Source organism: Janthinobacterium sp. BJB301, assembly GCF_002735685.1.
Taxonomy (GTDB): domain Bacteria; phylum Pseudomonadota; class Gammaproteobacteria; order Burkholderiales; family Burkholderiaceae_D; genus Janthinobacterium; species Janthinobacterium lividum.
This window is the reverse complement of the sequence record NZ_PDZJ01000002.1, coordinates 1,028,884-1,049,425: the sequence shown is the minus strand read 5'-3', so window position 1 is coordinate 1,049,425 and position 20,542 is coordinate 1,028,884. Positions and strand designations below refer to the sequence as shown.

Below are 20,542 nucleotides of genomic sequence, written 5' to 3'. Positions count from 1 at the left end.
CTTATTTTTATTCGCTGAAGTGGTCGAAAGAATTCAGCGCCAAATCGAGCGGCTGCCCGGCCGCATCCACCAGCCGCAAGCCCGCCTGCGCCTCGATGCTGCCCACGCGCGTGACGGGTGTGCCGCAGCTTGCCGCCAGGGCGGCGATGGCGTCGCGCGAGGACGCCGGCGCCGTGAAGCACAGTTCATAGTCGTCGCCGCCGGCGGCCGTGTAGCGGCGGCGCACGATGGTTGCCTGTTGCGCCAGCACGGGGCCGGCCGGCAGGGCGTCGACGTCGAGGGTGGCGCCCACCTGCGACGCTTTCAATATGTGGCCGAGGTCACCCACCAGGCCGTCCGAGATGTCGATGGCCGCATGCGCGAGGCCCGCTTCGGCCAGGGCGCAACCGAGCGCCACGCGCGGCGTCGGCGTGTGCATGCGTGCGCTTGCTGTCAGCAGGTCGGATGGCGCCAGTTCCTGCTCCATGCGGTAGCCGGCCAGCGCCAGGCGCGCGTCGCCCAGGGTGCCGCTGACCCAGATATCGTCGCCCGCCACGGCCGCGCCGCGGCGCAGGGCCTGGCCCGGCGCCAGTTCGCCAAACACGGTGATGCAGATATTCAAAGGGCCCTTGGTGGTGTCGCCGCCGATCAATTCGCAGCCGAATGCGTCTGCCAGCGCAAACAAGCCTTCGGCAAAGCCGGCCAGCCAGGCGCGCTCGGCTTGCGGCAGGGCCAGGGCCAGGGTAAAGGCTACGGGACGCGCGCCCATGGCGGCCAGGTCGGACAGGTTCACGGCCAGGCTTTTGTGACCGAGCATGCGGGCGTCGGCGCCGGCAAAGAAGTGCCGGTCCTCGACCAGCATGTCCGACGAGATGGCGATCTGCTTGCCGGCACCGGGCGTAATCAGCGCGCAATCGTCGCCGATGCCCAGGGTGGCGCGGCCGGGACGCTGGCGCACGAAATATTGTTTGATCAGGTCGAATTCGGAAAGCGCGTCGTGTGGGGCCATGGCGTGGTCTGTTCGTTGAATGATGGTGTGGCCCGGCTATTATAGGCTGGCCTACAATACAGGCCTTTGCCACCGCCGATCTTGCCCCTATGCCCTTCCACGATATCCACGCCCTGATGCAATCCTATCTTGACGATGGCTGGCTGCGCGAGCCGCAGACCGTCGGCCTGGCCACGTTCACGGCGCCGGAACTGCTGGCGCGCGGATTTTACGAGCTGTGCGATGGCGGCCAGCTGTGCCTGTATGAGGATGAGCGCTGGTTCCGCCGCGCCAGCCGGGCCGTGCAAACATCGTTCAAGGTGTATCTGCAAGGCGGCCGCTTGCATGCGAATGGATTGGAACTCGGTTATCAAGTACGCCTGGCCAGCGTGCTGCGCGCGGTGCGGCGGCCCTTGCCGCCGTATCGCCTGCTGCTGGAGACAGGGGCGTGCAGCGGTGCGCTGCTGTTCGACAGCGGCCTGGTGCTGCAGTTCGCGACCAACCTGCATGGCGCGCCCCGCCATTATTTCCTGACCCTTGTCGAGGGGAAGTTGCCCGATCCCGGTGCGGGCGAACTCGACCTGCGCGCCGCCAGCGAGGGCCACGTCCAGGCCCTGTATGGACACTGTGCGCCGGAAGAATTGCAGCGCAAAGCCCGGCGCGGCCATGCGGCGCTGCGCGAACTGGCGCGTCTGCTCGCCTAAATTTTCTTCGCCTGCGCCATGCCGTGCAGCAGCTTGGCCAGCAACTGGTCGAGCTGGCGCTGCTCGTCCGAATTCAAAGCCGAGAGCATGGCGCGCTCGTTCTCCACGTGCAGCAGCACCAGCTTTTCAATCAGTTCCAATCCCCTTTGTGTCAGGGCCACCAGCACGCCGCGCCGGTCCGTCGGATGCTTCTGGCGTTCGATCAGGCCGGCCGCTTCCAGCCGGTCGATGCGGTTGGTCATGCCGCCCGAGGACAGCATGGCCGCTTCGTACAGGGCCGTCGGCATCAGGCTGTAGGGCGCGCCCGAGCGGCGCAAGGTGGCCAGCACGTCGAATTCGCCCGGTTGCAAGCCGTGTTCGGCGAACAGCGGATTGAGCCAGTCGCGCGCCATCAGCTGCGCCACCGTGCCCAGCTGGCCCACCAGTTGCATGGCGCGGGTATCCATCTGCGGCAGTTCGCGCTGCCATTGTGCTGCGGCAAATTGTGCGCGCGTGTGTTCTTGCGGGGCATCTGTCATGGGTATCCTTGTATCTTGGGACCATCTATCTCGACCTCAAGATAGATTTCTATCTTTATGTTAAGATACTTTTCATCGAGTCATATTCTGATGACGCATTAAACCATGTGCCTCCCAGCGAGGCAAGGACTATCCCATGCCCTCCGCACGACCTGCCGCTCCCCTTTCTTCTTCAATGTCTTCGGCCCTGCTGGTGGCCGCCATCATCCTGCTGGGCCTGAATCTGCGGCCCATCCTGGCGGCCATCGGCCCCTTGCTTGACAGTATCCAGGCCAGCACGGGCATCAGCAATGCCGACGCGGGCTTGCTGACCACCGTGCCCGTGTTCGCCATGGGCGTGTGCGCGCTGGCGGGCGCGCAGCTGCAGCGCCGGCTGGGCGTGGCGCGCGGCATCGGTCTCGGCATCGCCATCATCGCTGCCGCCTGCGCGCTGCGCTGGCCCTTGCATGGCAGCGGCGGCCTGATCGCCACGGCGGCCTTGGGCGGCCTGGGCATCGCGCTGGTGCAGGCGCTGCTGCCGGCCTTCATCAAGCGCCATTTCCCCGAGCGGGCAGGCCAGCTGATGGGCTTTTATACGACGGGCATCATGGGCGGGGCGGCCATTGCAGCCGCGTCCGCTTCACCGTTGGCGCAAAGCTGGGGCTGGAATGCGTTGCTGGCCCTGTGGGCGCTGCCTGCCGTGGCCGCCGCGCTGCTGTGGCGCCGCGCATCGGCCGCGCGCGTGGAGGTGTCCGGCGGCGCGGGCGCCAGCCTGCCCGTGGGCAGTGGCCGTGCCTGGCTGCTGATGGTGTTCTTTGGCATCGGCACGGGTGCGTACACCCTGGTGCTGGCCTGGCTGCCGCCGTTCTATACGGAGCTGGGCTGGAGCGCGGCCGACAGCGGCTTGCTGCTCGGCGGCCTGACCCTGGTGGAAGTGCTGGCGGGGCTGGTGATTTCCAGCATCATCCACCGCTTCCCCGACCGCCGCATCCTGTTGCTGGCCGTATTGTTGTCCGTGCTGGCCGGCCTGGCTTGCCTGATCGTGGCGCCTGCGCAACTGGCGCTGCCCGCCGTGATATTACTGGGCTGCGGCATCGGCTCCCTGTTTCCCCTGTCGCTGATCGTCAGCATGGACCACGTGCGTGACCCGGCCGGCGCCGGCGCGCTGCTGGGCTTTGTGCAGGGCGGCGGCTACATCATCGCCAGCAGCATGCCCTTCATCGCCGGCCTGATCCGCCAGCACTCGTCCAGCCTGGCCCAGGCGTGGATGGTGATGGCCGGCGGCGTCGTGCTCCTGCTGCTGATCGCGGTGCGCTTCGCGCCGGGCGGGACACTGGTCCAGCCGTGCGCCAGCCGCGTATCCTGAGCTGCTATATTGCGCCCACCCGTCAAATCAGGAACCAGCCACGTATGGATATCGTCGACCGCTACCTCGAAGGCGTACTCAATGCCTTGCCACCAGAACCGTTCGTGGACCTGGCGATGGCCAGCGGCGCCAGCGCGGCACAACTGGCCAGCTTGCGCCAGACGTATCCGCTGTGCCCGGACAGCCTGCTGCGCTTGCTGGGCACGTACAACGGCACCTATTATCAGGAGTATGCCGGCGGCACGGTGCTGGTGTACATGCTGGGCTCGGACGTGTTCGAGTATCCGTATTACCTGAGTTCCGTCGAACAGATTCTGCAGGACGGGCTAGCGAACCAGCGCAGCATCGCCGATATCTATGGCCATTACCTGGAACAGGATCCCGGCATCGTCGACGTCCGCATCGACGCCGGCCTCAAGCAGGGCCAGCGCCTGTGTTTTTCGCATTGCATGAACAATGGCGGTTCTTCGCGGCTGTATGTCGATTTCACGCCCACGGCGTCCGGCAAGGTTGGACAGATCGTGCGCTTCCTGCACGACCCCGACAACTACAAGGTCATCGCCGACAGCTTCGACGCTTATCTGCAAATGCTGATCGATGACGACTATGCCTTCTTGATCGAAGAAAATTTTGAATAGTCCAGCCACGCCGCCCTCCCTGCTGCCCGCCAACCGCCGCATCGTGCTGTCCGGCGAGGATGCGCTGCGCATCCTGCGCGAGATCGAATTCCTGCTGCAGTCGCTGCATCACATCGGCCGCCATTATTATCCCGACGGCGACGATGATGGCGCCGATGCCCAGCGCCGCGCGCAGTATTGCGCGGAGACGACGCGTTTCATCGACGCGCAGCAGGCGACGACGCGCCTGGCGCTGATGCGCAGCATTTTGTCCGCGCCGTTCGACAGCAGCCTGGGCGCGGATGACATGGGCGATATCGAGCGCGCCGTCGCCGCGCTGCCGCTGTGGCGCGCCGCCGATGTTCCATCGCAAAAACTAATTGAAATCTAAAATTTGATAGTTTTTCCTGTTCAGGACGTTTGTGCCGCCGGACGGCCTTACAATGCTAGGTTATGCGTTTTCGTGATATCAGACTGTGGCTAGCGGAAAATACCTAGCTAATTGAAAGAATCGGTCTGATAAAATCCGGAACACCCGATCGACCAAACAGGAAGGCAGCACAGCATGGATTCGTCATCTGATAAAAAAGAAGAATTGCGTCAACAATTGCGCTTGGCCGCACTCGAGTATCACGAGTGCCCGCGCCCCGGCAAAATCAGCGTGACGCCGACCAAACAACTGACCAATCAGCGCGACCTGGCACTGGCCTACTCGCCAGGCGTGGCGGCACCGTGCGAAGAAATCGTCATCGATCCGGCGAATGCCTATAAATATACGGCGCGCGGCAACCTGGTGGCCGTCATCACCAACGGCACGGCCGTGCTGGGACTGGGCAATATCGGCCCGCTGGCCGCCAAGCCGGTGATGGAAGGCAAGGGCGTGCTGTTCAAGAAATTCGCCGGCATCGACGTCTTCGACATCGAAATCAACGAGATGGACCCGGACAAGCTGGTCGACATCATCGCTTCGCTGGAACCGACCTTCGGCGGCGTGAACCTGGAAGACATCAAGGCCCCCGAATGCTTCTACATCGAGCGCCAGCTGCGCGACCGCATGAAGATTCCCGTCTTCCATGACGACCAGCACGGCACCGCCATCATCGTCGGCGCGGCCATCCTGAACGGCCTGAAAGCCGTCGGCAAGAAAATCGAAGACTGCAAGCTGGTCGTGTCGGGCGCTGGCGCCGCGGCGCTGGCCTGCCTGGACCTGATCGTCGATCTGGGCTTCCCGCTGAAAAATATTTACGTCACCGACCTGGCCGGTGTCGTCTACAAGGGCCGCACGGAACTGATGGACCCGGACAAGGAACGCTTCGCGCAAGATACGCCGCTGCGCACCTTGGGCGAGATCATCCCGGATGCCGACATTTTCCTCGGCGTCTCCGCCGGCGGCGTGCTGAAACAGGACATGGTGCGCAAGATGGCGCCGAATCCATTGATCCTGGCGCTGGCCAACCCGAACCCGGAAATCCTGCCGGAAGAAGTCAAGGCCGTGCGCAGCGACGCCATCATCGCCACGGGCCGTTCGGACTATCCGAACCAGGTCAACAACGTGCTGTGCTTCCCGTACATCTTCCGCGGCGCCCTCGATTGCGGCGCGACGACGATCACGCGCGAAATGGAAATCGCCGTCGTGCACGCGATCGCCGACCTGGCGCATGCCGAGCAGTCGGACATCGTCGCGACCACCTATGGCATCAGCAACCTGTCGTTCGGTCCTGAATACCTGATCCCGATGCCGTTCGATCCGCGTTTGCTGATCAAGATCGCGCCAGCGGTGGCCAAGGCGGCCGAGGATTCCGGCGTCGCCACGCGTCCGATCAAGGACTTGCAAGCGTACGCGGACAGCCTGCAGCAATTCGTCTACCGCAGCGGTACCTTCATGAAGCCGCTGTTCCTGATGGCCAAATCCACGCCGGCCGAACTCAAACGCATCGTCTACGCCGAAGGCGAAGAAGAGCGCGTGCTGCGCGCCGTGCAAGTGGTGGTCGATGAAAAACTGGCGCGTCCTATCCTGGTCGGCCGTCCGCCCGTGCTCGAAGCGCGCATCCAGAAGTTCGGCCTGCGCCTGAAGCAGGGCGTCGACTTCGACGTCATCAACCCGGACTTCGACGAGCGCTATCGCGATTACTGGAACACGTATTACGCGATGACGAGCCGCAAGGGCGTCACCGAGGAATACGCGAAGCTGGAAATGCGCCGCCGCCACACCCTGATCGGTTCGATGATGATCCACAAGGGCGACGCCGACGGCATGATCTGCGGCACCTTCGGCACCACCCAGCTGCACCTGAAATACATCGACCAGGTGCTGGGCAAGCGCGCCGGCAGCAACGTGTATGCCGCCATGAACGTCCTGATCATGCCGGAACGCCAGCTGGTGATGGTCGACACGCACGTCAATGAAAACCCGGACGCCGAGCAATTGGCCGAGATCACCATCATGGCCGCCGAAGAGATGACCCGTTTCGGCCTGTCGCCACGCGCGGCCCTGCTGTCGCACTCGAATTTCGGTTCCAGCGACAGCGCTTCGGCGCAAAAGATGCGCGCCGCCCTGGCCATCATCAAGGAACGCGCGCCGGACCTGGAAATCGACGGCGAAATGCACGGCGATACGGCCCTGGACAGCAAGCTGCGTCAAAAAATCATGCCTAATTCGGCACTGAAGAACGACGCCAACCTGCTCGTCATGCCGAACATCGAATCGGCCAACATCGCCTACAACCTGGTGAAGACGGCGGCCGGCAACGGCATCGCCGTGGGGCCGATCCTGCTCGGCTGCGCCAAGCCCGTGCACATCCTGACGCCATCGGCCACCGTGCGCCGTATCGTCAACATGACGGCGCTGTGCGTCGTTGACGCGGTAGCGCAACGCAAAGCCTAAGCTTTTAGCTGCCGCCTGAAAGCCGCGCCATCCGCAAGGAGGCGCGGCTTTTTTTACATGGGCGGCACGGGCAGGGCTGCGGCGGGCGGATGGCGGCGCAGGTAGTAATGGCGGTACAGCATGATCTCGCCCCATACCAGCAGCAGCGCCGCCAGCGCGAACAGGCCTAGCGTGATCTTGAGCGAATTGAAATAGGCGCCGGCTTGCCGTTTGATGGCGTCGATGAAAATCATCGGCACTGACTTGTCGAGTTTGCTGAAGTCGGCATGGCGCGCCACGTCGGTGGTCAGGCGCACGGCCAGATCGGTGCCCAGCGCGGCCAGTTCGCCCGTCGCCTGGCCACGGAAGTTGGCGCCCTTGAGCGCTTCGCCGAGCAGGCCGACCCTGGCGATCAGCTGTTCCTGCAGCACCTGCGTCAGCAGCACGCTGCCGCGGCGCAGAATGAATTCATTGATCCAGCGCGCCTTGCTGCGTTCCCAGTAGCTGCTGGATGTGGGCTGGTAATACATGCCTTGCACGAATGGTTCCAGCAGGCTGCGCACGCTGATGGGCTGGCCCGGGGCGATCAGCTTGACCTGCTGTTCCAGGTAGACGCGCAGCGCCGGCATCTGTGCTTCGACCACGGGCTGCAAGTCGCGCTCGAGGGCCTGGTTGACCACGCGGTGCACGCTGTGCACGGCGCCAAAGCCGGCACCGAGGAGCGGCAGCGCGAGCAGGATCAGCACATAGCTGAGCTTGGCGGCCACATGCCAGGCGCGGGGACGGCGCACCAGCAGGCATTTTCTGGCCAGCTGGTAGCAGATGCCGAGCGCCAGCACGAAGCCGGCCGCGCTGCACAGCAGCATCCACGGCAGGGCGGTCCACAGCAGTTCGCCGCCGAATGGCGCCAGGCTATTGCCCCAATTGACGAGTTGTTGGTTCATGTACATTGCTTTGATATGGATAAACAGGCAAGTATATCCATTGTGCAACGACATGGAGCGCGCTTGGTTTCAGTGCGCCATCAGCACGGGCAAGGTCATCTGGCGCAAGATCGTTTCCGTCACGCCGCCGAGTAAAATTTCGCGGAAGCGCGCGTGGCCGTAGCCGCCCATCACCAGCAGGTCCGCATGCACTTCGGCGGCCATGGCCAGCAGCGCCGCGCCGATGTCGCCCGTGGCGATGGCAGGACGCACTTCGACGGGCACGCCATGGCGGCTCAGGTAGGCGGCGATGTCGGCGCCCGGATGGCGGGCCGGCTGTGCATGGCCGGCCGGCGGGTGCAGCAGGGCCAGCACCACCAGGCGCGCCGCGCGCAAGAGGGGCAGGGCGTGGCCGATGGCGCGCGTCGCTTCCATGCTGCCATCCCAGGCCACCACGACGGTGTTGTCGATCTGCGTGAACTTGCCGCTGCGCGGCACGATCAGCACGGGACGGGCCGCGTTCAGCATCACGTAGGGCACCAGGTCGCTCATGGCGCCGGGCAGCGCTTCGCTGTCGTCGTGCTGGCTCAGCACCGTCAAGTCGCTGTAGCGGGCGCTGACGGCCATGCCGCCATCCTCATCGTCTTCGATCAGGCGCCGCTCCAGCGAGACGGTGCCGGCCTGGCGCGCCAGCGTTTCAAACTGGTCGAGGGCCTGTTCCGCCTGCCCATGCAGGGCGTTGATCTGCGCCGCCACGGCGCTGCCGCGCATGCCGCGGTTGTTTTCCACGTAAAAGCGCGACAGGCCCGCCATGGCGGCGCCGATCAGGTGCGCCTGGTGCGCGTGCGCCAGCCGTGCCGCGATGGCGATGCGCTGCGGCGCATGGCGCGACAGGTCGGCGTGGACGAGGATGGATTTATAGGCCATGTTGTCATTCGCTAGTCAGGATGGCAACAAGGCTAGAACGGCAACACGGGCAAGTCCAGCATTGCCTTGCTGGCGGGCGGTTTTCTTATGCTGGGCTTGATGTGGGTCAAAAAAACACGGGCCATGGCCATCCGCAAGTCCACAGCCAGGAAATGCTGATCCATTTGATGTGCATCAAAATGTCTGGCCCGTCGCCAGCCATAATGACATTGAACTCCTTGCCTTTCCAGTGGTCTGCATCGGCGCCGGCGCCATCTGTCCGGCACTTCCCTGTGTGACGCAACAACGCTGGCCGTGGCGGGAGTTCATTCTTCAAGCGGGCGCGTGGTGTTCCTCTTTCTCTGCCCAGCGCAGCCGGATGGCGTCGATGGCGGGCAGTTCCTGCACAAACAGCGCGACCAGCCGCGCATCGAAATGGCTGCCTTGTTGCGCTTGCAGATAACCCACGGCGTCCAGCACCGACCACGCGCGCTTGTACGGGCGCACCGAGGTCAGCGCGTCGAAGACGTCGGCCACGGCGACGATGCGCCCCGCCAGGGGAATCGCTTCGCCCTCCAAGCCGTTCGGGTAGCCGCTGCCATCCCATTTTTCATGGTGCGACAGGGCGATCTCGCGCGCCAGCGCCAGCATGCCGCCTTGCGCATGTTCGCCGATGATGTCGCCGCCGATGCGCGCGTGCGTCTGCATGATGGCCCATTCATCCGCGTCGAGCTTGCCCGGCTTTTGCAGGATGCGGTCGGGGATGCCGATCTTGCCCACGTCGTGCATGGGCGCCGCGTGCAGCAGGTCGTCAGCGGCGGTCTCGTCCATGCCGGCGGCCACGCCCAGCAGGCGCGCGTAATGGCTCATGCGGATCACGTGCAGGCCCGTTTCATTGTCCTTGTATTCGGCCGCCAGGCCCAGGCGCTGGACGATCTGCAGCCGCGTTTCCTTCAGTTCGTCGATGCGCACCAGCGACAGGTGCGTGCGCACGCGGGCGCGCACGATGGCGGGACTGAGCGGCTTGGTGATGTAATCGACGGCGCCCGCTTCAAAACCACTGAGTTCGTCGCGCATGTCATTCAGGGCCGTGACGAAAATGACGGGAATGGCGGCCGTCAGTGGCGCGGCTTTCAGCTGGCGGCAGGCGTCGTGGCCGCTCATGCCCGGCATCATCACGTCGAGCAGGATCAGGGCCGGGCGTTCCTGCTGCGCCAGTTCCAGTGCCCGCGCGCCATCCTTGGCGAACAGCAGCGCGTAGTCGTTCTGCAATATCTGGCGCAGCAATTGCAAATTGGCCGCCTCGTCGTCGACGACGAGAATCACGGGCCTGGCGGGTGCATTCATGGGGACTCCGGTGCGAAGGTGTGCAGCAAGTCGTGCAGGAGCGACTGCGCGAGGGTGAAATCGAAATCGTCGATGGCATGCCGCAGCGGCGCCAGCGCGTCCGCTTGCGTGCCCATGGCGTGCTGCAACTGTGCTTGCGCCGCGTCATCGAGTTCGCCGCGCCGCAAGGCGTGCAGCAGGGAGCTGGCCGCTTGCCGGGCGGCGGGCGCGTCGATGGCAGCCGCCGTTGCCGCCGGCAATGCAGTCGGCGCCAGCCGGGCGATGGCGGCCACGGCCGCCGGCCATTGCGTCAGCAGGGCGCCCAGCATCTCGTCGAGCTGCCGTGCCGTGGCGGAGCCGGGGCTGGCGCAGCATTGCTCCAGCGCCGCCAGGCTGGCGGCCAGCTGTTCCAGGCCGAGATTGGCTGCCACGCCGCGCAGCTGGTGACTCTGCGGCAAGAGCGCCGCGTGGTCGCGCGCCTCGATGGCGGCCAGCAGGGCAGGCGGCAAGCGGGGATGCTCGCGTGCGAAACGGGCCAGCGCCGCGTGGTAGGCACTGTCGTTGCCGGCCCAGCGCTGCAGGGCGCCCGCATGGTGCAGCACCCGTCCGCCAGCGGGCGCCGCCGGTTCGTCGCCATCGTCGCCCGTTTCTGCCGCCAGGCCCAGCACGCGGGCGATTTCCTGCGACAGCGCCTGCCACTCGACGGGCTTGGTGGCGAAACCGTCCATGCCGGCCGCCCGCGCCGCCTTGCGGTGCGCATCGAGCACGCTGGCCGTCATGGCGATCACGGGCACGCGCGGGCGGCCATCGCGCAGGGCGGCGGCACGGATGGCTTGCGTGGCGGCCAGGCCATCCATGCGCGGCATCTGCAAGTCCAGCAGCAGAATGTCGAAGTCGTCCTGCTGCGCCAGCTGCAAGGCTTGCGCGCCATCGCCGGCCGTCACCACCGTATGGCCGCGCTTGCCCAATAGTAAGCTCAGCAGTTCCAGGTTTTGCGGCACGTCGTCGGCGGCCAGCACGCGCAGGGGCGGCAGGCGCACGCTGCGGCGTTCGCTGGCGGGCAGCGCCGCCTGGCGTGCCGGCAACAAGGGCAGCATGACGTGGAACACGCTGCCGTGCGGCAAGGCGGCATCGGCCCAGATGCGCCCCTGCATCAGGGTCACCAGCTGCCGGCTGATGGTGGTGCCCAGGCCCGTGCCGCCAAAGCGCCGCGTGGTCGAGGCGTCCGCTTGCACGAACGGTTCAAAGATGGCGTCGCGCCGTTCCGCGGGGATGCCGATGCCGCTGTCCTGCACCAGCAGGTGCAACTGGCCATCCTCGAAGCGCGCCGCCAGGCTGACGGCGCCGCCGGGCGTGAACTTGATGGCGTTGTCGAGCAGGTTGCCCAGCACTTGCCGCATGCGTAATTCGTCGCCATGCAGCACGGCCGGCAGTTGCGGGTCGTACTGCACCTCCATGCGCAAGCCCTTGGCGCGTGCATGGATGCCATACGTGGATGCCAGTTCATCGACCAGCGCCAGCAGGCTGTAGTCGCGCAATTCCAGCGCCATGGCACCCTTGTCCAGCTTGGCCGTATCGAGCACTTCGTTGAGCAGGCGCAATAGTGAGCGGCCGGACTGGCGCACGGTATCGAGGTGGCGCCGCTGCTCGGGCGCCAGTGGCGAGTCGAGCAGCACATCCGTGAAACCGAGGATGGAATTCATCGGCGTGCGGATTTCATGGCTCATGTTGGCGACAAAGCTGGCCCGCGTGGCGGCCGCCAGCTCCGCTTTTTCCTTGGCCATGCGCAAGTCTTCCTCCATTTGCCGCCGTTCGCTGATGTCGAGGATGACGCCATCGACCCAGCGTACGGCGCCTGCCGCATCGTGCACCACGGTGCCCCGCTCCCACAGCCAGCGCGCCGTGCCGTCGGCATGCAGCAGCCGGTATTCAAGCAGGTAGGGCTCGCCGCTGGCGACGCTGTGGTTGAAGACATCGATGACGTAGGCGCGCTCTTCGCTGGCGATCAGGCCCGTGATGGTGCGGCGCGGCACGGCGCCGAGAAAGTCGGCGGGCGGATAGCCGGTGATGGCTTCCACGCCATCGCTGATGAACAGCATGGGCTGGTTTTCCGCCGTGGTGCAGCGAAAGGCGATGCCGGGAATATTGCCGATCAGCGAGCGCAACTGCTGCTCGCTTTCGCGCAGGGCGGCCAGCATGGCGCGCCGTTCGCTGATGTCCGTAATGAACAGCACATATAAATCCTGGTCGGCCAGGCGCGCGCTGGCCATCGAACGCTGCACGGCCACGGGGGCGCCATCCTTGCGCAGGTAGACGATTTCCTCGCTGGCGTGGGAAGCGTCGCCTTCGCCCGTGCGCAGGTAGTACAGCAGGCCGTTCTGTTCCGACTGGCGCACGTCGCTGACCAGCACGCTGACATGGCGGCCGACGATTTCCGCCGACCGCCAGCCGAGGATGCGCTCGGCGGCGCCGTTGAAGTCGACGATGCTGCCGTGGCGGTCGATGGTGATGACGCCGTCGACCGTGCTCGTCAGCAGCGAACGCGTCCAGTGTTCGCTCTGGTTCAGGTGGCGAAACAGTTCGCGGTAGCGCAAGATGCCCACGGCCGAGGCGACCAGGATCGTCAGGGCGATGGTCAGCAGGGTCACGCTGATCACCAGCATGGGCCGGTTGGCATCGGCATCATTGCCTGGGGGAATCGTTCCCACGAAGCGGGCCGCCTGCATGCCCATGTAATGCATCCCGGTAATCGCGCAACCCATGACGCAGGCGCTGATCAGCGTGCGCTGCGCTGCGGCTATGCGGCTGCTCCAGCCGCGCAGGCCGAAGCGTATCCACAGGGCCAGGGTGGCCAGCGCCACGGCAACGGCGAGCGACAGCGCGAACAGCAGTGGTTCGTAGCGTAGCGACAAGCCCATGCGCATGGCGTGCATGCCCGTGTAATGCATGGCGCCGATGCCCAGGCCCACCAGCAAGCCGCTGCGCAGCAGCAGCGGCGCCGTGACGGTGCGCCGGCTGATGGTGGCCAGGGCGACGAACGAGGCCGCCACGCTGGGCACGATGGACAGCAAGGTCAGACCCGGATCGTAGGCGACGCTGGTGCCCAGCTCGAAGGCCAGCATGCCGATGAAATGCATGGCCCACACGCCGCAGCCCAGGGCCAGGCTGCCGGCCAGCAGGCACAGCAGGTGCAAGCGGCGGCTGATGCTCGCCTGCGCGCGGCTGTACGCCGTCATCTGGAAAGCCATCCATGACGTGAAAATGGCGATCACCAGCGACAGCAGCACCAGTCCCGGCGCATGCACGCCGTGATGCAGCTGGGCCGGATCGGCGGGAACGTGGAACAGGTGCTGGACGCTGGCAGGTATCATCGTAGGCAAACAGGTGACGCGTTTGGCGCTGGCGTGTGCGCCTGCCGCCACTGCGGGTGATCGATGCGGATTACCTTACCAGATTTCAGGAAACAAATATCTTAATTGTAATTATTTTCCCTGTCGTGCAAGCCGTGCCCATGCGCGAAAGTAGGCCGCCCACCTTGCCGTGCCCGTGGAATGGTGGTGCTGATTAGGAAGTTGCGATCAGGAATTATGTGGTTTTTTTGCAAAGTGCGACGTCGTGCCTGGTGTCATGCTACATTCGCGTTCTGCTTTTTTCTGAAAGGATGACGATGCCTTTAGGTAACAACTTCTTGCGGCATAATCAGCAAGCCTGGGATGCCCAGGCTGCACAGAACAGTCCATGGTCGCAGCCCGTCGACAGCGCCACCATCGCGGCGGCACGCGCCGGGCAGTGGCAAATCCACCTGACGCCCGGACCTCTGCCGGCCGGCTGGCTGGACGCCGTGCAAGGCAAGCGCATCCTGTGCCTGGCCGGCGCCGGCGGGCAACAGGCGCCCGTGCTGGCGGCTGCCGGCGCGCAGGTGACCGTCTTCGACCTGTCTGAGCAGCAACTGGCGAAAGACCGCATGGTGGCCGAACGCGACGGCTTGCAGCTGGCCACCGTGCAGGGCGACATGCGCGACCTGGCCTGCTTTGCCGATGCCAGCTTCGATGTCATCGTCCATCCCGTGTCGAACCAGTACGTACCGGACATTGCCCCCGTGTGGCGCGAATGCGCGCGCGTGCTGGCGGACGGCGGCGTGCTCTTGAGCAGCTTTTTCAACCCGGCCGTGTTCATCGGCGACCGCGACCCGCAATGGACAAAACAGGGCTTGATACGGCCCCGTTTCGTGCTGCCGTATTCGGATGTGGAGGATATGCCGCCGGACGCGCTGGCGGCGCGCATGGAGAGGGGCGAGGCACTGATCTTCGGCCATGGCCTGGATAGCCAGATCGGTGGCCAGCTGGCGACGGGCTTCGTGCTGGCGGGATACCACGAGGAAATGCATCCCCACCCGCGCTTTGAAATTGAAAAGTATCTGCCCAGCTTTATCGCCACGCGCGCCGTCAGGCAAGCGCGCGCGGGATAGCTTTTAGTTGTAGGGCTGCAAGTCCAGCCAGACGGCGTACGACAGGCGCTTGCCATTCCACAGTCCGCCGCCGCGGATGACGGCGTCGCACGAGGTCAGCTGGCCCACCAGGTCCATGCGGCCCAGGTTGCGGCGCAGGCGCAGCGCGTCGTTGTGCGACAGGTAGCCGACCAGCTGGCCATCGATGAAGACGGCGATGGCCTTGTTCTGGAACGGATTGGCATCGTCGCAGACGAGCAGGGCCAGGCATTTTTCTTCCGCATTGCCGGGACCATGCTCGCCGGCCAGTTTGGCGATGGCGGGCTGGTACATCGATTCGTTTTCCACTTCCGACGCAAAGCGCCCCTCATCGGTCCAGTGATGCGCGGGTGCGCCCGCAGGAATCGCCGGCACGTACTGGCGCACCGACATGAGCGGCTTGTGCAGCGGTTTGGCGGGCGTGCGGCCACTGAAGACGTAGTACAGCAGGGCGATGACGATCACGATGGCAAGCAGGTAAAGCATGGTATCTCTCTGATTTCTGATGGGGGAGCCGGGAGCGCGGGCGCATTGCGCGGCGTTGCCGCTACTATAGCAAGTTCGCCGCCTGGTTCCGGGTAAATCTGGCCATCAGATGGCGGCGTCGGCGCAGCGCTAGCGGGTCGATCAGCACGATGGGCGAGGCGCCCGTCAGTCCCGAATAATACTGGCCGTGCCGGCGCAGGACGAAGGCATAGTCGCGCAGCGCGTGGCCGTGCGCCAGCATGCGCGCGTCGCAATCGACTTCGATGGCAAAGCGCAGCCGGTGCAGCTGCCACCACAGGGGCAGGTTCCACGGCATGAGCACGATCAAGGCGTATGTCATGGCCAGCAGCAGCGGGTCGCGCGCGGCCAGCCGGCATTTTGCGTGCGCCAGCAGCAGCGCCTGCTGTGGCGGCGGAATCAGTTGCAGCCAGACGGGCATCACGATGCGGGGCCGCAGCAGCCCCGCCACGCAGGGACCGATGCCGCCGCTCAGGAAGACGGGCGTGCCCAGCAAGGTGGCTTTTTGCCAGCGCCGCTGGTGCGACAGCAGCCAGACGCTGCGCAGCGCCAACAGCAGCAGCATGCCGCTCGATAGCATGAACCAGCCCAGTTTCAGCTGCGCCTGTTCCGCCGGCATGGCCGCCAGCACGCCGGGCAGCCACGCCAGGGGCAGGAGGACGGACGCGGCGATGGCCGCCAGCCACAGCCAGCGTGTCGTGCGCCCGCGCCGCTGCAGCGTGCGCTCGGCCTGCCAGGCGGCAGCGCTCAACAGCAGCGCGAATGCGATGCTGCATACGAGCCAGGCCGGCATCGGGCGCCTAGCGCTTCAGCGCCATGCCGACCGAGGCGGGCGCCGTGTGCTTGAAACCGAATTGCGCGTACAGGTCTTGCGCCTGGCCATCGGCGATCAGGCTGACATACGCGCTTTCCGGCACGTCGCTATCGATGAACTGGCGGATTTCGCGCATGATCAGCTTGCCCAAGCCCTTGCCCTGGTGGGCCGGCAGCACGGCGATATCGACCACCTGGAAGAAGCAGCCGCCATCGCCGATGATGCGGCCCATGCCCACCACCTCGTCGCCATGCAGCACTTGCACGGCAAACAGGGAATTCGGCAAGCCCCTGGCGGCCGCCTCCGTGGTTTTCGCGCTCAGGCCGGCGGCGACGCGCAGGTGCTGGTAGGTGGCGCTGGCGGGAATGGCCAGGCGGATGGTGTAGGGCGATGCTGCGGTCAAGGCGGTCTCCTGTAGAAATAGTTTGGAGCGGTAATTATAGGCGGCGATGGATTTTCGTGACGGCAGGCTTTTTTCGCCGCGCGCTATGTTGCCCATGCCGCTTTTGCGCTATGGTGGCGGCATCCCTTGAATTGTTGAAAGCACGCCATGTCCGCAGGATTTACCGCCACCGAGTTGTCCGTTATCAATGAAGACGACGCCCTGATCACCACCCTGGCCGCGCCAGCCGGCAAAGGCGAGCCCGTCTACCTGATGCTGCAGCGCGCCGACGAGTATGACGAGCAGGACGTGGCCATGGGCATGGACGAGCCGTATATCGAATACTGCGGCCAGGAATTTGCCTGGTATGGCCACATGCACGCCGTGATCCTGCATCCGAACCGCCTGTCCGTGCAGATGGATGCCGAGGCTGCCATGCAGATGGATGACGACGGCCAGATCGACGTGCGTTTCAATTTGACGCCCGAGCGCTATGCCCAGCTGCAGCAGGCGCTGCGCACCACGTTCGAGGGTTGCGACTACTATCGCGAAGAACGTTGATCTGCGCGGAAGGCAGCGGCCATGGTGCCGCGTATGCTGGATAGAGGATATGGACTGGGGAGTGGACGATGACGGTGCTGATACTCGGTTTGTTGTTGTTCCTGGGCTTGCATTCGATGCGCATCGTCGCCGACGACTGGCGCAGCGCCCAGCTGGCGCGCCTCGGCGAAAAGCGCTGGAAGGGGCTGTATTCCCTCGTGGCGTTCGCCGGGCTGGGCCTGATCATCTGGGGCTACGGTCTGGCGCGCCAGCAACCGCAGGTGCTGTGGACGCCGCCCATGGGCTTGCGCCACATCAGTGCCCTGCTGATGCTGTTCTCGCTGATTTTACTGGCGGCGGCCAATGTGCCGCGCAACCATATCAAGACCTGGGTGCACCATCCCATGCTGCTAGGCACGCAACTGTGGGCCGTCGCGCATCTGCTGGCCAACGGCAACGTGGCCGACGTGCTGCTGTTCGGCGGCTTTCTCGTCTGGTCGTCAGTTGATCTGTATGCCGCCGTGCAGCGCGACCGCGCGGCCGGGGTGGCGTATCAGGGCGGCACCATGGCAGGCACCCTGATCGCCACCGGCGCGGGTTGCGTGTTGTGGCTGCTGCTGGCGTTCTGGTTGCATGGCGTGCTGTTTGGCGTGCGGCCGTTAGGCTATTGATGGAGCAAGCGATGGAGATCGCCCTGCGCGGCCAGCTGGTCGAGTTGCTGCCGTTGCAGGCCGAGCACGGGCCACAGCTGCTGCAGGCGGCCGCCGATGGCGAACTGTGGAACATGACCGTGACCGTGGTACCCGGCCCCGCCACCATGGCCGCCTACATCGCCACGGCCCTGGAAGGGCGGCGCGCCGGCACGGTCATGCCCTTCGTCATCGTGCAAAAGTCCACGGGTGCCATCGTCGGCAGCACGCGCTTCTGGAAGATCGACCGTATCAACCGCAAGATGGAAATCGGCCACACCTGGCTGGCCGCCTCCGTGCAGCGTTCGGGCGTGAACACGGAAGTAAAATTGCTGCTGCTGACGCATGCCTTCGAGGCCATGCAGGCCGTGCGCGTGCAATTCACCACCGACGAGCTGAACGCCAAGTCGCGCGCCGCCATTGTGCGCCTGGGCGCGGTGCAGGAAGGCATCGTGCGCCACGAGCGCATCATGCCGGACGGGCGCAAGCGCAACTCCGTGCGTTTCAGCATGATTGATACGGAGTGGGATGGAGTGAAGGCGGGGCTGGAGCGCAGGCTGGGGCGCTGACATAAAAAAACCCGCAGCATCTGGCGATGGGCGGGTTTGATCAGCTACAACTAAAGTGTTCTGTGGTGCGGGAGCCGGAATCGAAAAATATCCGCTAACCTTCATGTATCCACGATCTTGGCAAAATTTCTTTCGCTTGTACCGTCAAATATACCGTCATACCAACATGCTACCCATCTGACGCCCTACTCAGAGAGCGCTGCTGCACTATATCACTACAGCTTGGCCTTTGCCATCAAGTCGGATAGCGCTACGCCAAGTGCTTCGGCAATGCGTGTCAAATGGAGTAGTCCAGGATTCTGTTCCCCCCGTTCTATCGCACCCAAATAAGACCTGTCAACGCCGCTTCGATGAGCCAGTTCCTCTTGCGAGACCCCAATGTTCATGCGAGTAGAGCGCACGGCTTCGCCAAAAGCAATGAGACTGGCTTCTTTGGCATGTGGGGAAGATATTGGCATCCGAAGATGTTCGCGGTATCATCCCCCGCGCGCCACGGGTAATCTTCCCCATCTGGTTGCTTTGCCTATGTTCCCGCCTCTTTGCACAGCAAATCAAGATCAACGTAGGCGGGTTGAATAAGGAATACGAAATGAGCAGTGAAAATCTCCAAAGTGCAGACGCGTTATTGCAAGCTCTCGCCGGCATGCTGAACGATTATTTTTGTGAAAAGCAACCCTCAGAAAATTTAGGCACCGTCCTTGATGCATCCAGCGAGGAACAAGGAGTCCCAATTGATGCGGCCTATGGGCATACCTCAGGCTCCGGCGTGGTACCTTGGGGAGATTTGACCGGTTTGGCAGCAGAAACCAATCTCTTGTACAAGATGCCGCCTGAGGTAACTGCCAAAATGAACTGGGTGATTGATAACATTCCCAGGATGAGCAAACAGCGTATTGTCCGCACAGCCGTTAACACTGAGCTTGAGCGCCTGATAGGACTGTATCATCGCCCATAGAGGTCAGGCCATGAGGCGCTAGTGCTACCTTCCAGGCGTAGAAAGACAAAGCGATATCTAAGATGGGGAATCAAGTGACCAATTATCTGTGGCCGGCCATTAAATGGTGTTTGTTGAAATGGTGGGAAAAGCGGCCATCAGACCGCGCGCCGCGTGAGTTTTGCGAACATCACCATCATGGTTGCTACGTATGCCCAGAAGCGCACTGCATCGGTGCATTGAACGATCAGAAAGATCTAGATATAACGAAGCCGCGATTGCATTCTTCTGGCTATTGTATACATGCCAGCACAGCCGGGCGGGCGGTAATTTTTCGGTGTTCGATGAAAAAAACGAATGAGTACTTTGCTCGACTTTCTGCTAAAAAAGGAGAGCCTGTTTATCTGGAGCGTGAGGTTAAACCGGAGGCAATGGCGGCCGTCGAAAACTATAAAATTCCCGTTTTCCTTCAACCGCGTAAGAAATGGTGGCAGAGAAGGTGATTGGCAGTTCAATTTTTTTGTATAAGTAATTTTTTTGAGATTTGAATTAGTCAAAGTACAGATGGAGTGGGGGTGACTTGGCTCTCCCCCCCTTAGGGGGAAGATACATGTCTAAATTACAGGCAGAGAGCTGTGTAATGATTTTACTTTTTCATGCAGCCTTGGCTTTTTTCCGTATTTTCCGCCAAGCGAATCCCGAGAGCAGCGCAGACGCGGCTTATCGTTTCGGAACGTGAGGATTTGCTCTTGCCCAATGCCTCATACAGCGCTTTACGAGTAATTCCTGCCGTCTCAGAAATCTCGCTTATGCCATGAGCACGGAAAATATCACTGAGGGCAGAAGCCAGCAAAGTTGCATTGTTTGAATCCAATATGTCGGTTAGATAAGAAAAAACTGCCAACTCGTTTGCAAGATGGCGGGCTGTATCGAATTCGGGTAAGTCCTCTACTTTTATACGATTTTCCATAAATATTTCCGATTCATTGATAAATTATGCCGATTTATTGGAGTGATCAATGGGAGAAAATTTTGTCACAAGATCGCTAAATTTATTGCTTGCTCGGTGCCGGTTTCACCACCGTTAGGTTCGTTGACCTTGAAACAGCGTAGAGGCGTGATAAGTCACTTATGCTCTGGCCGCCCGCGAAACCTTCAATTATAGCTTTTTTGTGCGCAGGAGTTGTTTTAGCTGGCCTGCCCAGAACCTTGCCTTCCGCTTTGGCACGTGCCAAGCCAGCTTGTGTCAGCTCCACGATATGCATGGCTATGAAGAATTTGTAAGAAAAATACCGGCTTCGTGGAATAAGCAAATGACCGCAAATGACCGCAAATGGCCGCAAATGGCCGACCCCGGCCGTTCAGACTAGCATGGCAGAATGCCGGGGGGAAATCCAGCACGCCCCACGACAGACTGTATTCGCCCTATAGCGGAGGGACAACGCTGTTGGATTG

Annotated in this window: 22 protein-coding genes; 11 read left to right on the top strand and 11 right to left on the bottom strand. The window is 63.2% G+C overall.

Annotated elements, in window-relative coordinates; genetic code table 11:
• Window positions 1-7: 7 nt before the first annotated feature.
• Window positions 8-988, bottom strand: a complete 981-nt coding sequence (gene thiL, locus CSQ91_RS18005) for a thiamine-phosphate kinase (RefSeq protein ID WP_070254634.1) — start codon at window positions 986-988, stop codon at window positions 8-10.
• A 116-nt stretch (window positions 989-1,104) separates the two neighbouring features.
• On the opposite strand from thiL, the gene CSQ91_RS18000 reads away from it, so the two are divergent.
• Window positions 1,105-1,671 carry a hypothetical protein gene (locus CSQ91_RS18000; protein ID WP_143451051.1) on the top strand — a complete coding sequence of 189 codons (567 nt, stop codon included), beginning with the start codon at window positions 1,105-1,107 and terminating at the stop codon, window positions 1,669-1,671.
• Here the strand turns inward: CSQ91_RS18000 and CSQ91_RS17995 are convergent.
• Window positions 1,668-2,189, bottom strand: coding sequence for a MarR family winged helix-turn-helix transcriptional regulator (locus CSQ91_RS17995; protein ID WP_099389126.1), 522 nt, complete (start codon window positions 2,187-2,189; stop codon window positions 1,668-1,670). The genes CSQ91_RS18000 and CSQ91_RS17995 overlap by 4 nt on opposite strands.
• 136 nt (window positions 2,190-2,325) lie before the next feature.
• Between CSQ91_RS17995 and CSQ91_RS17990 the strand changes: the two genes are divergently transcribed.
• From CSQ91_RS17990 to CSQ91_RS17975, 4 genes are all read left to right on the top strand, one after another.
• Window positions 2,326-3,534, top strand: coding sequence for an MFS transporter (locus CSQ91_RS17990; protein WP_099389125.1), 1,209 nt, complete (start codon window positions 2,326-2,328; stop codon window positions 3,532-3,534).
• A 44-nt stretch (window positions 3,535-3,578) separates the two neighbouring features.
• A complete protein-coding gene (locus CSQ91_RS17985; RefSeq protein WP_099389124.1) occupies window positions 3,579-4,172 on the top strand; it encodes an SMI1/KNR4 family protein in 594 nt (197 codons plus the stop codon).
• On the top strand, window positions 4,165-4,542 hold the full coding sequence (locus CSQ91_RS17980; RefSeq protein ID WP_213086519.1) for a hypothetical protein: 378 nt from the start codon (window positions 4,165-4,167) through the stop codon (window positions 4,540-4,542). The genes CSQ91_RS17985 and CSQ91_RS17980 overlap by 8 nt, the downstream gene beginning before the upstream one ends.
• Before the next feature lie 174 nt (window positions 4,543-4,716).
• Complete coding sequence (locus CSQ91_RS17975) at window positions 4,717-7,035, top strand: NADP-dependent malic enzyme (protein WP_034780543.1); 2,319 nt, start codon at window positions 4,717-4,719, stop codon at window positions 7,033-7,035.
• 53 nt (window positions 7,036-7,088) lie between these two features.
• Here the strand turns inward: CSQ91_RS17975 and CSQ91_RS17970 are convergent, their stop codons facing one another.
• From CSQ91_RS17970 to CSQ91_RS17955, 4 genes are all read right to left on the bottom strand, one after another.
• Window positions 7,089-7,958: a hypothetical protein gene (locus CSQ91_RS17970; protein WP_139144108.1), complete on the bottom strand. Its 870-nt coding sequence runs from the start codon at window positions 7,956-7,958 to the stop codon at window positions 7,089-7,091.
• A gap of 69 nt (window positions 7,959-8,027) precedes the next feature.
• Entirely contained in the window at window positions 8,028-8,864 is an 837-nt protein-coding gene (locus CSQ91_RS17965; protein ID WP_099389123.1) for a universal stress protein, read from the bottom strand.
• Between the two features lie 312 nt (window positions 8,865-9,176).
• Window positions 9,177-10,190, bottom strand: coding sequence for a response regulator (locus CSQ91_RS17960; protein WP_099389122.1), 1,014 nt, complete (start codon window positions 10,188-10,190; stop codon window positions 9,177-9,179).
• Window positions 10,187-13,540, bottom strand: a complete 3,354-nt coding sequence (locus CSQ91_RS17955; protein ID WP_099389314.1) for an MHYT domain-containing protein — start codon at window positions 13,538-13,540, stop codon at window positions 10,187-10,189. Before CSQ91_RS17955 ends, CSQ91_RS17960 begins: the two co-directional genes overlap by 4 nt.
• Window positions 13,541-13,830: 290 nt before the next feature.
• Between CSQ91_RS17955 and CSQ91_RS17950 the strand changes: the two genes are divergently transcribed.
• Window positions 13,831-14,637, top strand: coding sequence for a class I SAM-dependent methyltransferase (locus CSQ91_RS17950; RefSeq protein WP_099389121.1), 807 nt, complete (start codon window positions 13,831-13,833; stop codon window positions 14,635-14,637).
• Window positions 14,638-14,640: 3 nt separating this feature from the next.
• Here the strand turns inward: CSQ91_RS17950 and CSQ91_RS17945 are convergent, their stop codons facing one another.
• The 3 genes from CSQ91_RS17945 to CSQ91_RS17935 all read right to left on the bottom strand — a co-directional run bounded on the left by CSQ91_RS17945 (window position 14,641) and on the right by CSQ91_RS17935 (window position 16,376).
• Entirely contained in the window at window positions 14,641-15,141 is a 501-nt protein-coding gene (locus CSQ91_RS17945; protein ID WP_099389120.1) for a hypothetical protein, read from the bottom strand.
• A gap of 64 nt (window positions 15,142-15,205) precedes the next feature.
• Window positions 15,206-15,952, bottom strand: coding sequence for a M56 family metallopeptidase (locus CSQ91_RS17940; protein ID WP_099389119.1), 747 nt, complete (start codon window positions 15,950-15,952; stop codon window positions 15,206-15,208).
• A 7-nt stretch (window positions 15,953-15,959) separates the two neighbouring features.
• Window positions 15,960-16,376 (bottom strand): GNAT family N-acetyltransferase, encoded by a 417-nt coding sequence (locus CSQ91_RS17935; protein ID WP_034780821.1) that lies wholly within the window; start codon window positions 16,374-16,376, stop codon window positions 15,960-15,962.
• 147 nt (window positions 16,377-16,523) lie between these two features.
• On the opposite strand from CSQ91_RS17935, the gene CSQ91_RS17930 reads away from it, so the two are divergent.
• From CSQ91_RS17930 to CSQ91_RS17920, 3 genes are all read left to right on the top strand, one after another.
• On the top strand, window positions 16,524-16,916 hold the full coding sequence (locus CSQ91_RS17930) for an Imm10 family immunity protein (RefSeq protein ID WP_052140012.1): 393 nt from the start codon (window positions 16,524-16,526) through the stop codon (window positions 16,914-16,916).
• 68 nt (window positions 16,917-16,984) lie between these two features.
• Window positions 16,985-17,566 (top strand): NnrU family protein, encoded by a 582-nt coding sequence (locus CSQ91_RS17925; protein ID WP_099389118.1) that lies wholly within the window; start codon window positions 16,985-16,987, stop codon window positions 17,564-17,566.
• Window positions 17,567-17,577: 11 nt separating this feature from the next.
• Window positions 17,578-18,153, top strand: coding sequence for a GNAT family N-acetyltransferase (locus tag CSQ91_RS17920; RefSeq protein WP_257217389.1), 576 nt, complete (start codon window positions 17,578-17,580; stop codon window positions 18,151-18,153).
• Between the two features lie 215 nt (window positions 18,154-18,368).
• Here CSQ91_RS17920 and CSQ91_RS17915 read toward each other — a convergent pair whose 3' ends face one another.
• Window positions 18,369-18,611 carry a helix-turn-helix domain-containing protein gene (locus CSQ91_RS17915; RefSeq protein ID WP_099389116.1) on the bottom strand — a complete coding sequence of 81 codons (243 nt, stop codon included), beginning with the start codon at window positions 18,609-18,611 and terminating at the stop codon, window positions 18,369-18,371.
• A 131-nt stretch (window positions 18,612-18,742) separates the two neighbouring features.
• Here CSQ91_RS17915 and CSQ91_RS17910 point away from each other — a divergent pair, with 131 nt between their 5' ends.
• Window positions 18,743-19,108 carry a hypothetical protein gene (locus tag CSQ91_RS17910; protein ID WP_099389115.1) on the top strand — a complete coding sequence of 122 codons (366 nt, stop codon included), beginning with the start codon at window positions 18,743-18,745 and terminating at the stop codon, window positions 19,106-19,108.
• A 74-nt stretch (window positions 19,109-19,182) separates the two neighbouring features.
• Window positions 19,183-19,590, top strand: a complete 408-nt coding sequence (locus tag CSQ91_RS28720) for a hypothetical protein (RefSeq protein WP_143451050.1) — start codon at window positions 19,183-19,185, stop codon at window positions 19,588-19,590.
• A gap of 143 nt (window positions 19,591-19,733) precedes the next feature.
• Here CSQ91_RS28720 and CSQ91_RS17905 read toward each other — a convergent pair whose 3' ends face one another.
• Window positions 19,734-20,057, bottom strand: coding sequence for an addiction module antidote protein (locus tag CSQ91_RS17905; protein WP_180278452.1), 324 nt, complete (start codon window positions 20,055-20,057; stop codon window positions 19,734-19,736).
• Window positions 20,058-20,542: the final 485 nt, after the last annotated feature.

Bases quoted from the DNA above. Each gene is read 5' to 3' on its own strand.
- CSQ91_RS17905 (WP_180278452.1), bottom strand. From the start codon at position 20,057: ATGGAAAATCGTATAAAAGTAGAGGACTTACCCGAATTCGATACAGCC.
- CSQ91_RS17985 (WP_099389124.1), top strand. From the start codon at position 3,579: ATGGATATCGTCGACCGCTACCTCGAAGGCGTACTCAATGCCTTGCCA.
- CSQ91_RS17960 (WP_099389122.1), bottom strand. From the start codon at position 10,190: ATGAATGCACCCGCCAGGCCCGTGATTCTCGTCGTCGACGACGAGGCG.
- CSQ91_RS17995 (WP_099389126.1), bottom strand. From the start codon at position 2,189: ATGACAGATGCCCCGCAAGAACACACGCGCGCACAATTTGCCGCAGCA.
- CSQ91_RS17950 (WP_099389121.1), top strand. From the start codon at position 13,831: ATGACGATGCCTTTAGGTAACAACTTCTTGCGGCATAATCAGCAAGCC.
- CSQ91_RS17920 (WP_257217389.1), top strand. From the start codon at position 17,578: ATGGAGATCGCCCTGCGCGGCCAGCTGGTCGAGTTGCTGCCGTTGCAG.
- CSQ91_RS17930 (WP_052140012.1), top strand. From the start codon at position 16,524: ATGTCCGCAGGATTTACCGCCACCGAGTTGTCCGTTATCAATGAAGAC.
- CSQ91_RS17975 (WP_034780543.1), top strand. From the start codon at position 4,717: ATGGATTCGTCATCTGATAAAAAAGAAGAATTGCGTCAACAATTGCGC.
- CSQ91_RS17955 (WP_099389314.1), bottom strand. From the start codon at position 13,540: ATGATACCTGCCAGCGTCCAGCACCTGTTCCACGTTCCCGCCGATCCG.
- CSQ91_RS18000 (WP_143451051.1), top strand. From the start codon at position 1,105: ATGCAATCCTATCTTGACGATGGCTGGCTGCGCGAGCCGCAGACCGTC.
- CSQ91_RS17940 (WP_099389119.1), bottom strand. From the start codon at position 15,952: ATGCCGGCCTGGCTCGTATGCAGCATCGCATTCGCGCTGCTGTTGAGC.
- CSQ91_RS17945 (WP_099389120.1), bottom strand. From the start codon at position 15,141: ATGCTTTACCTGCTTGCCATCGTGATCGTCATCGCCCTGCTGTACTAC.
- thiL (WP_070254634.1), bottom strand. From the start codon at position 988: ATGGCCCCACACGACGCGCTTTCCGAATTCGACCTGATCAAACAATAT.
- CSQ91_RS17965 (WP_099389123.1), bottom strand. From the start codon at position 8,864: ATGGCCTATAAATCCATCCTCGTCCACGCCGACCTGTCGCGCCATGCG.
- CSQ91_RS17970 (WP_139144108.1), bottom strand. From the start codon at position 7,958: ATGAACCAACAACTCGTCAATTGGGGCAATAGCCTGGCGCCATTCGGC.
- CSQ91_RS17910 (WP_099389115.1), top strand. From the start codon at position 18,743: ATGAGCAGTGAAAATCTCCAAAGTGCAGACGCGTTATTGCAAGCTCTC.
- CSQ91_RS17925 (WP_099389118.1), top strand. From the start codon at position 16,985: ATGACGGTGCTGATACTCGGTTTGTTGTTGTTCCTGGGCTTGCATTCG.
- CSQ91_RS17990 (WP_099389125.1), top strand. From the start codon at position 2,326: ATGCCCTCCGCACGACCTGCCGCTCCCCTTTCTTCTTCAATGTCTTCG.
- CSQ91_RS17915 (WP_099389116.1), bottom strand. From the start codon at position 18,611: ATGCCAATATCTTCCCCACATGCCAAAGAAGCCAGTCTCATTGCTTTT.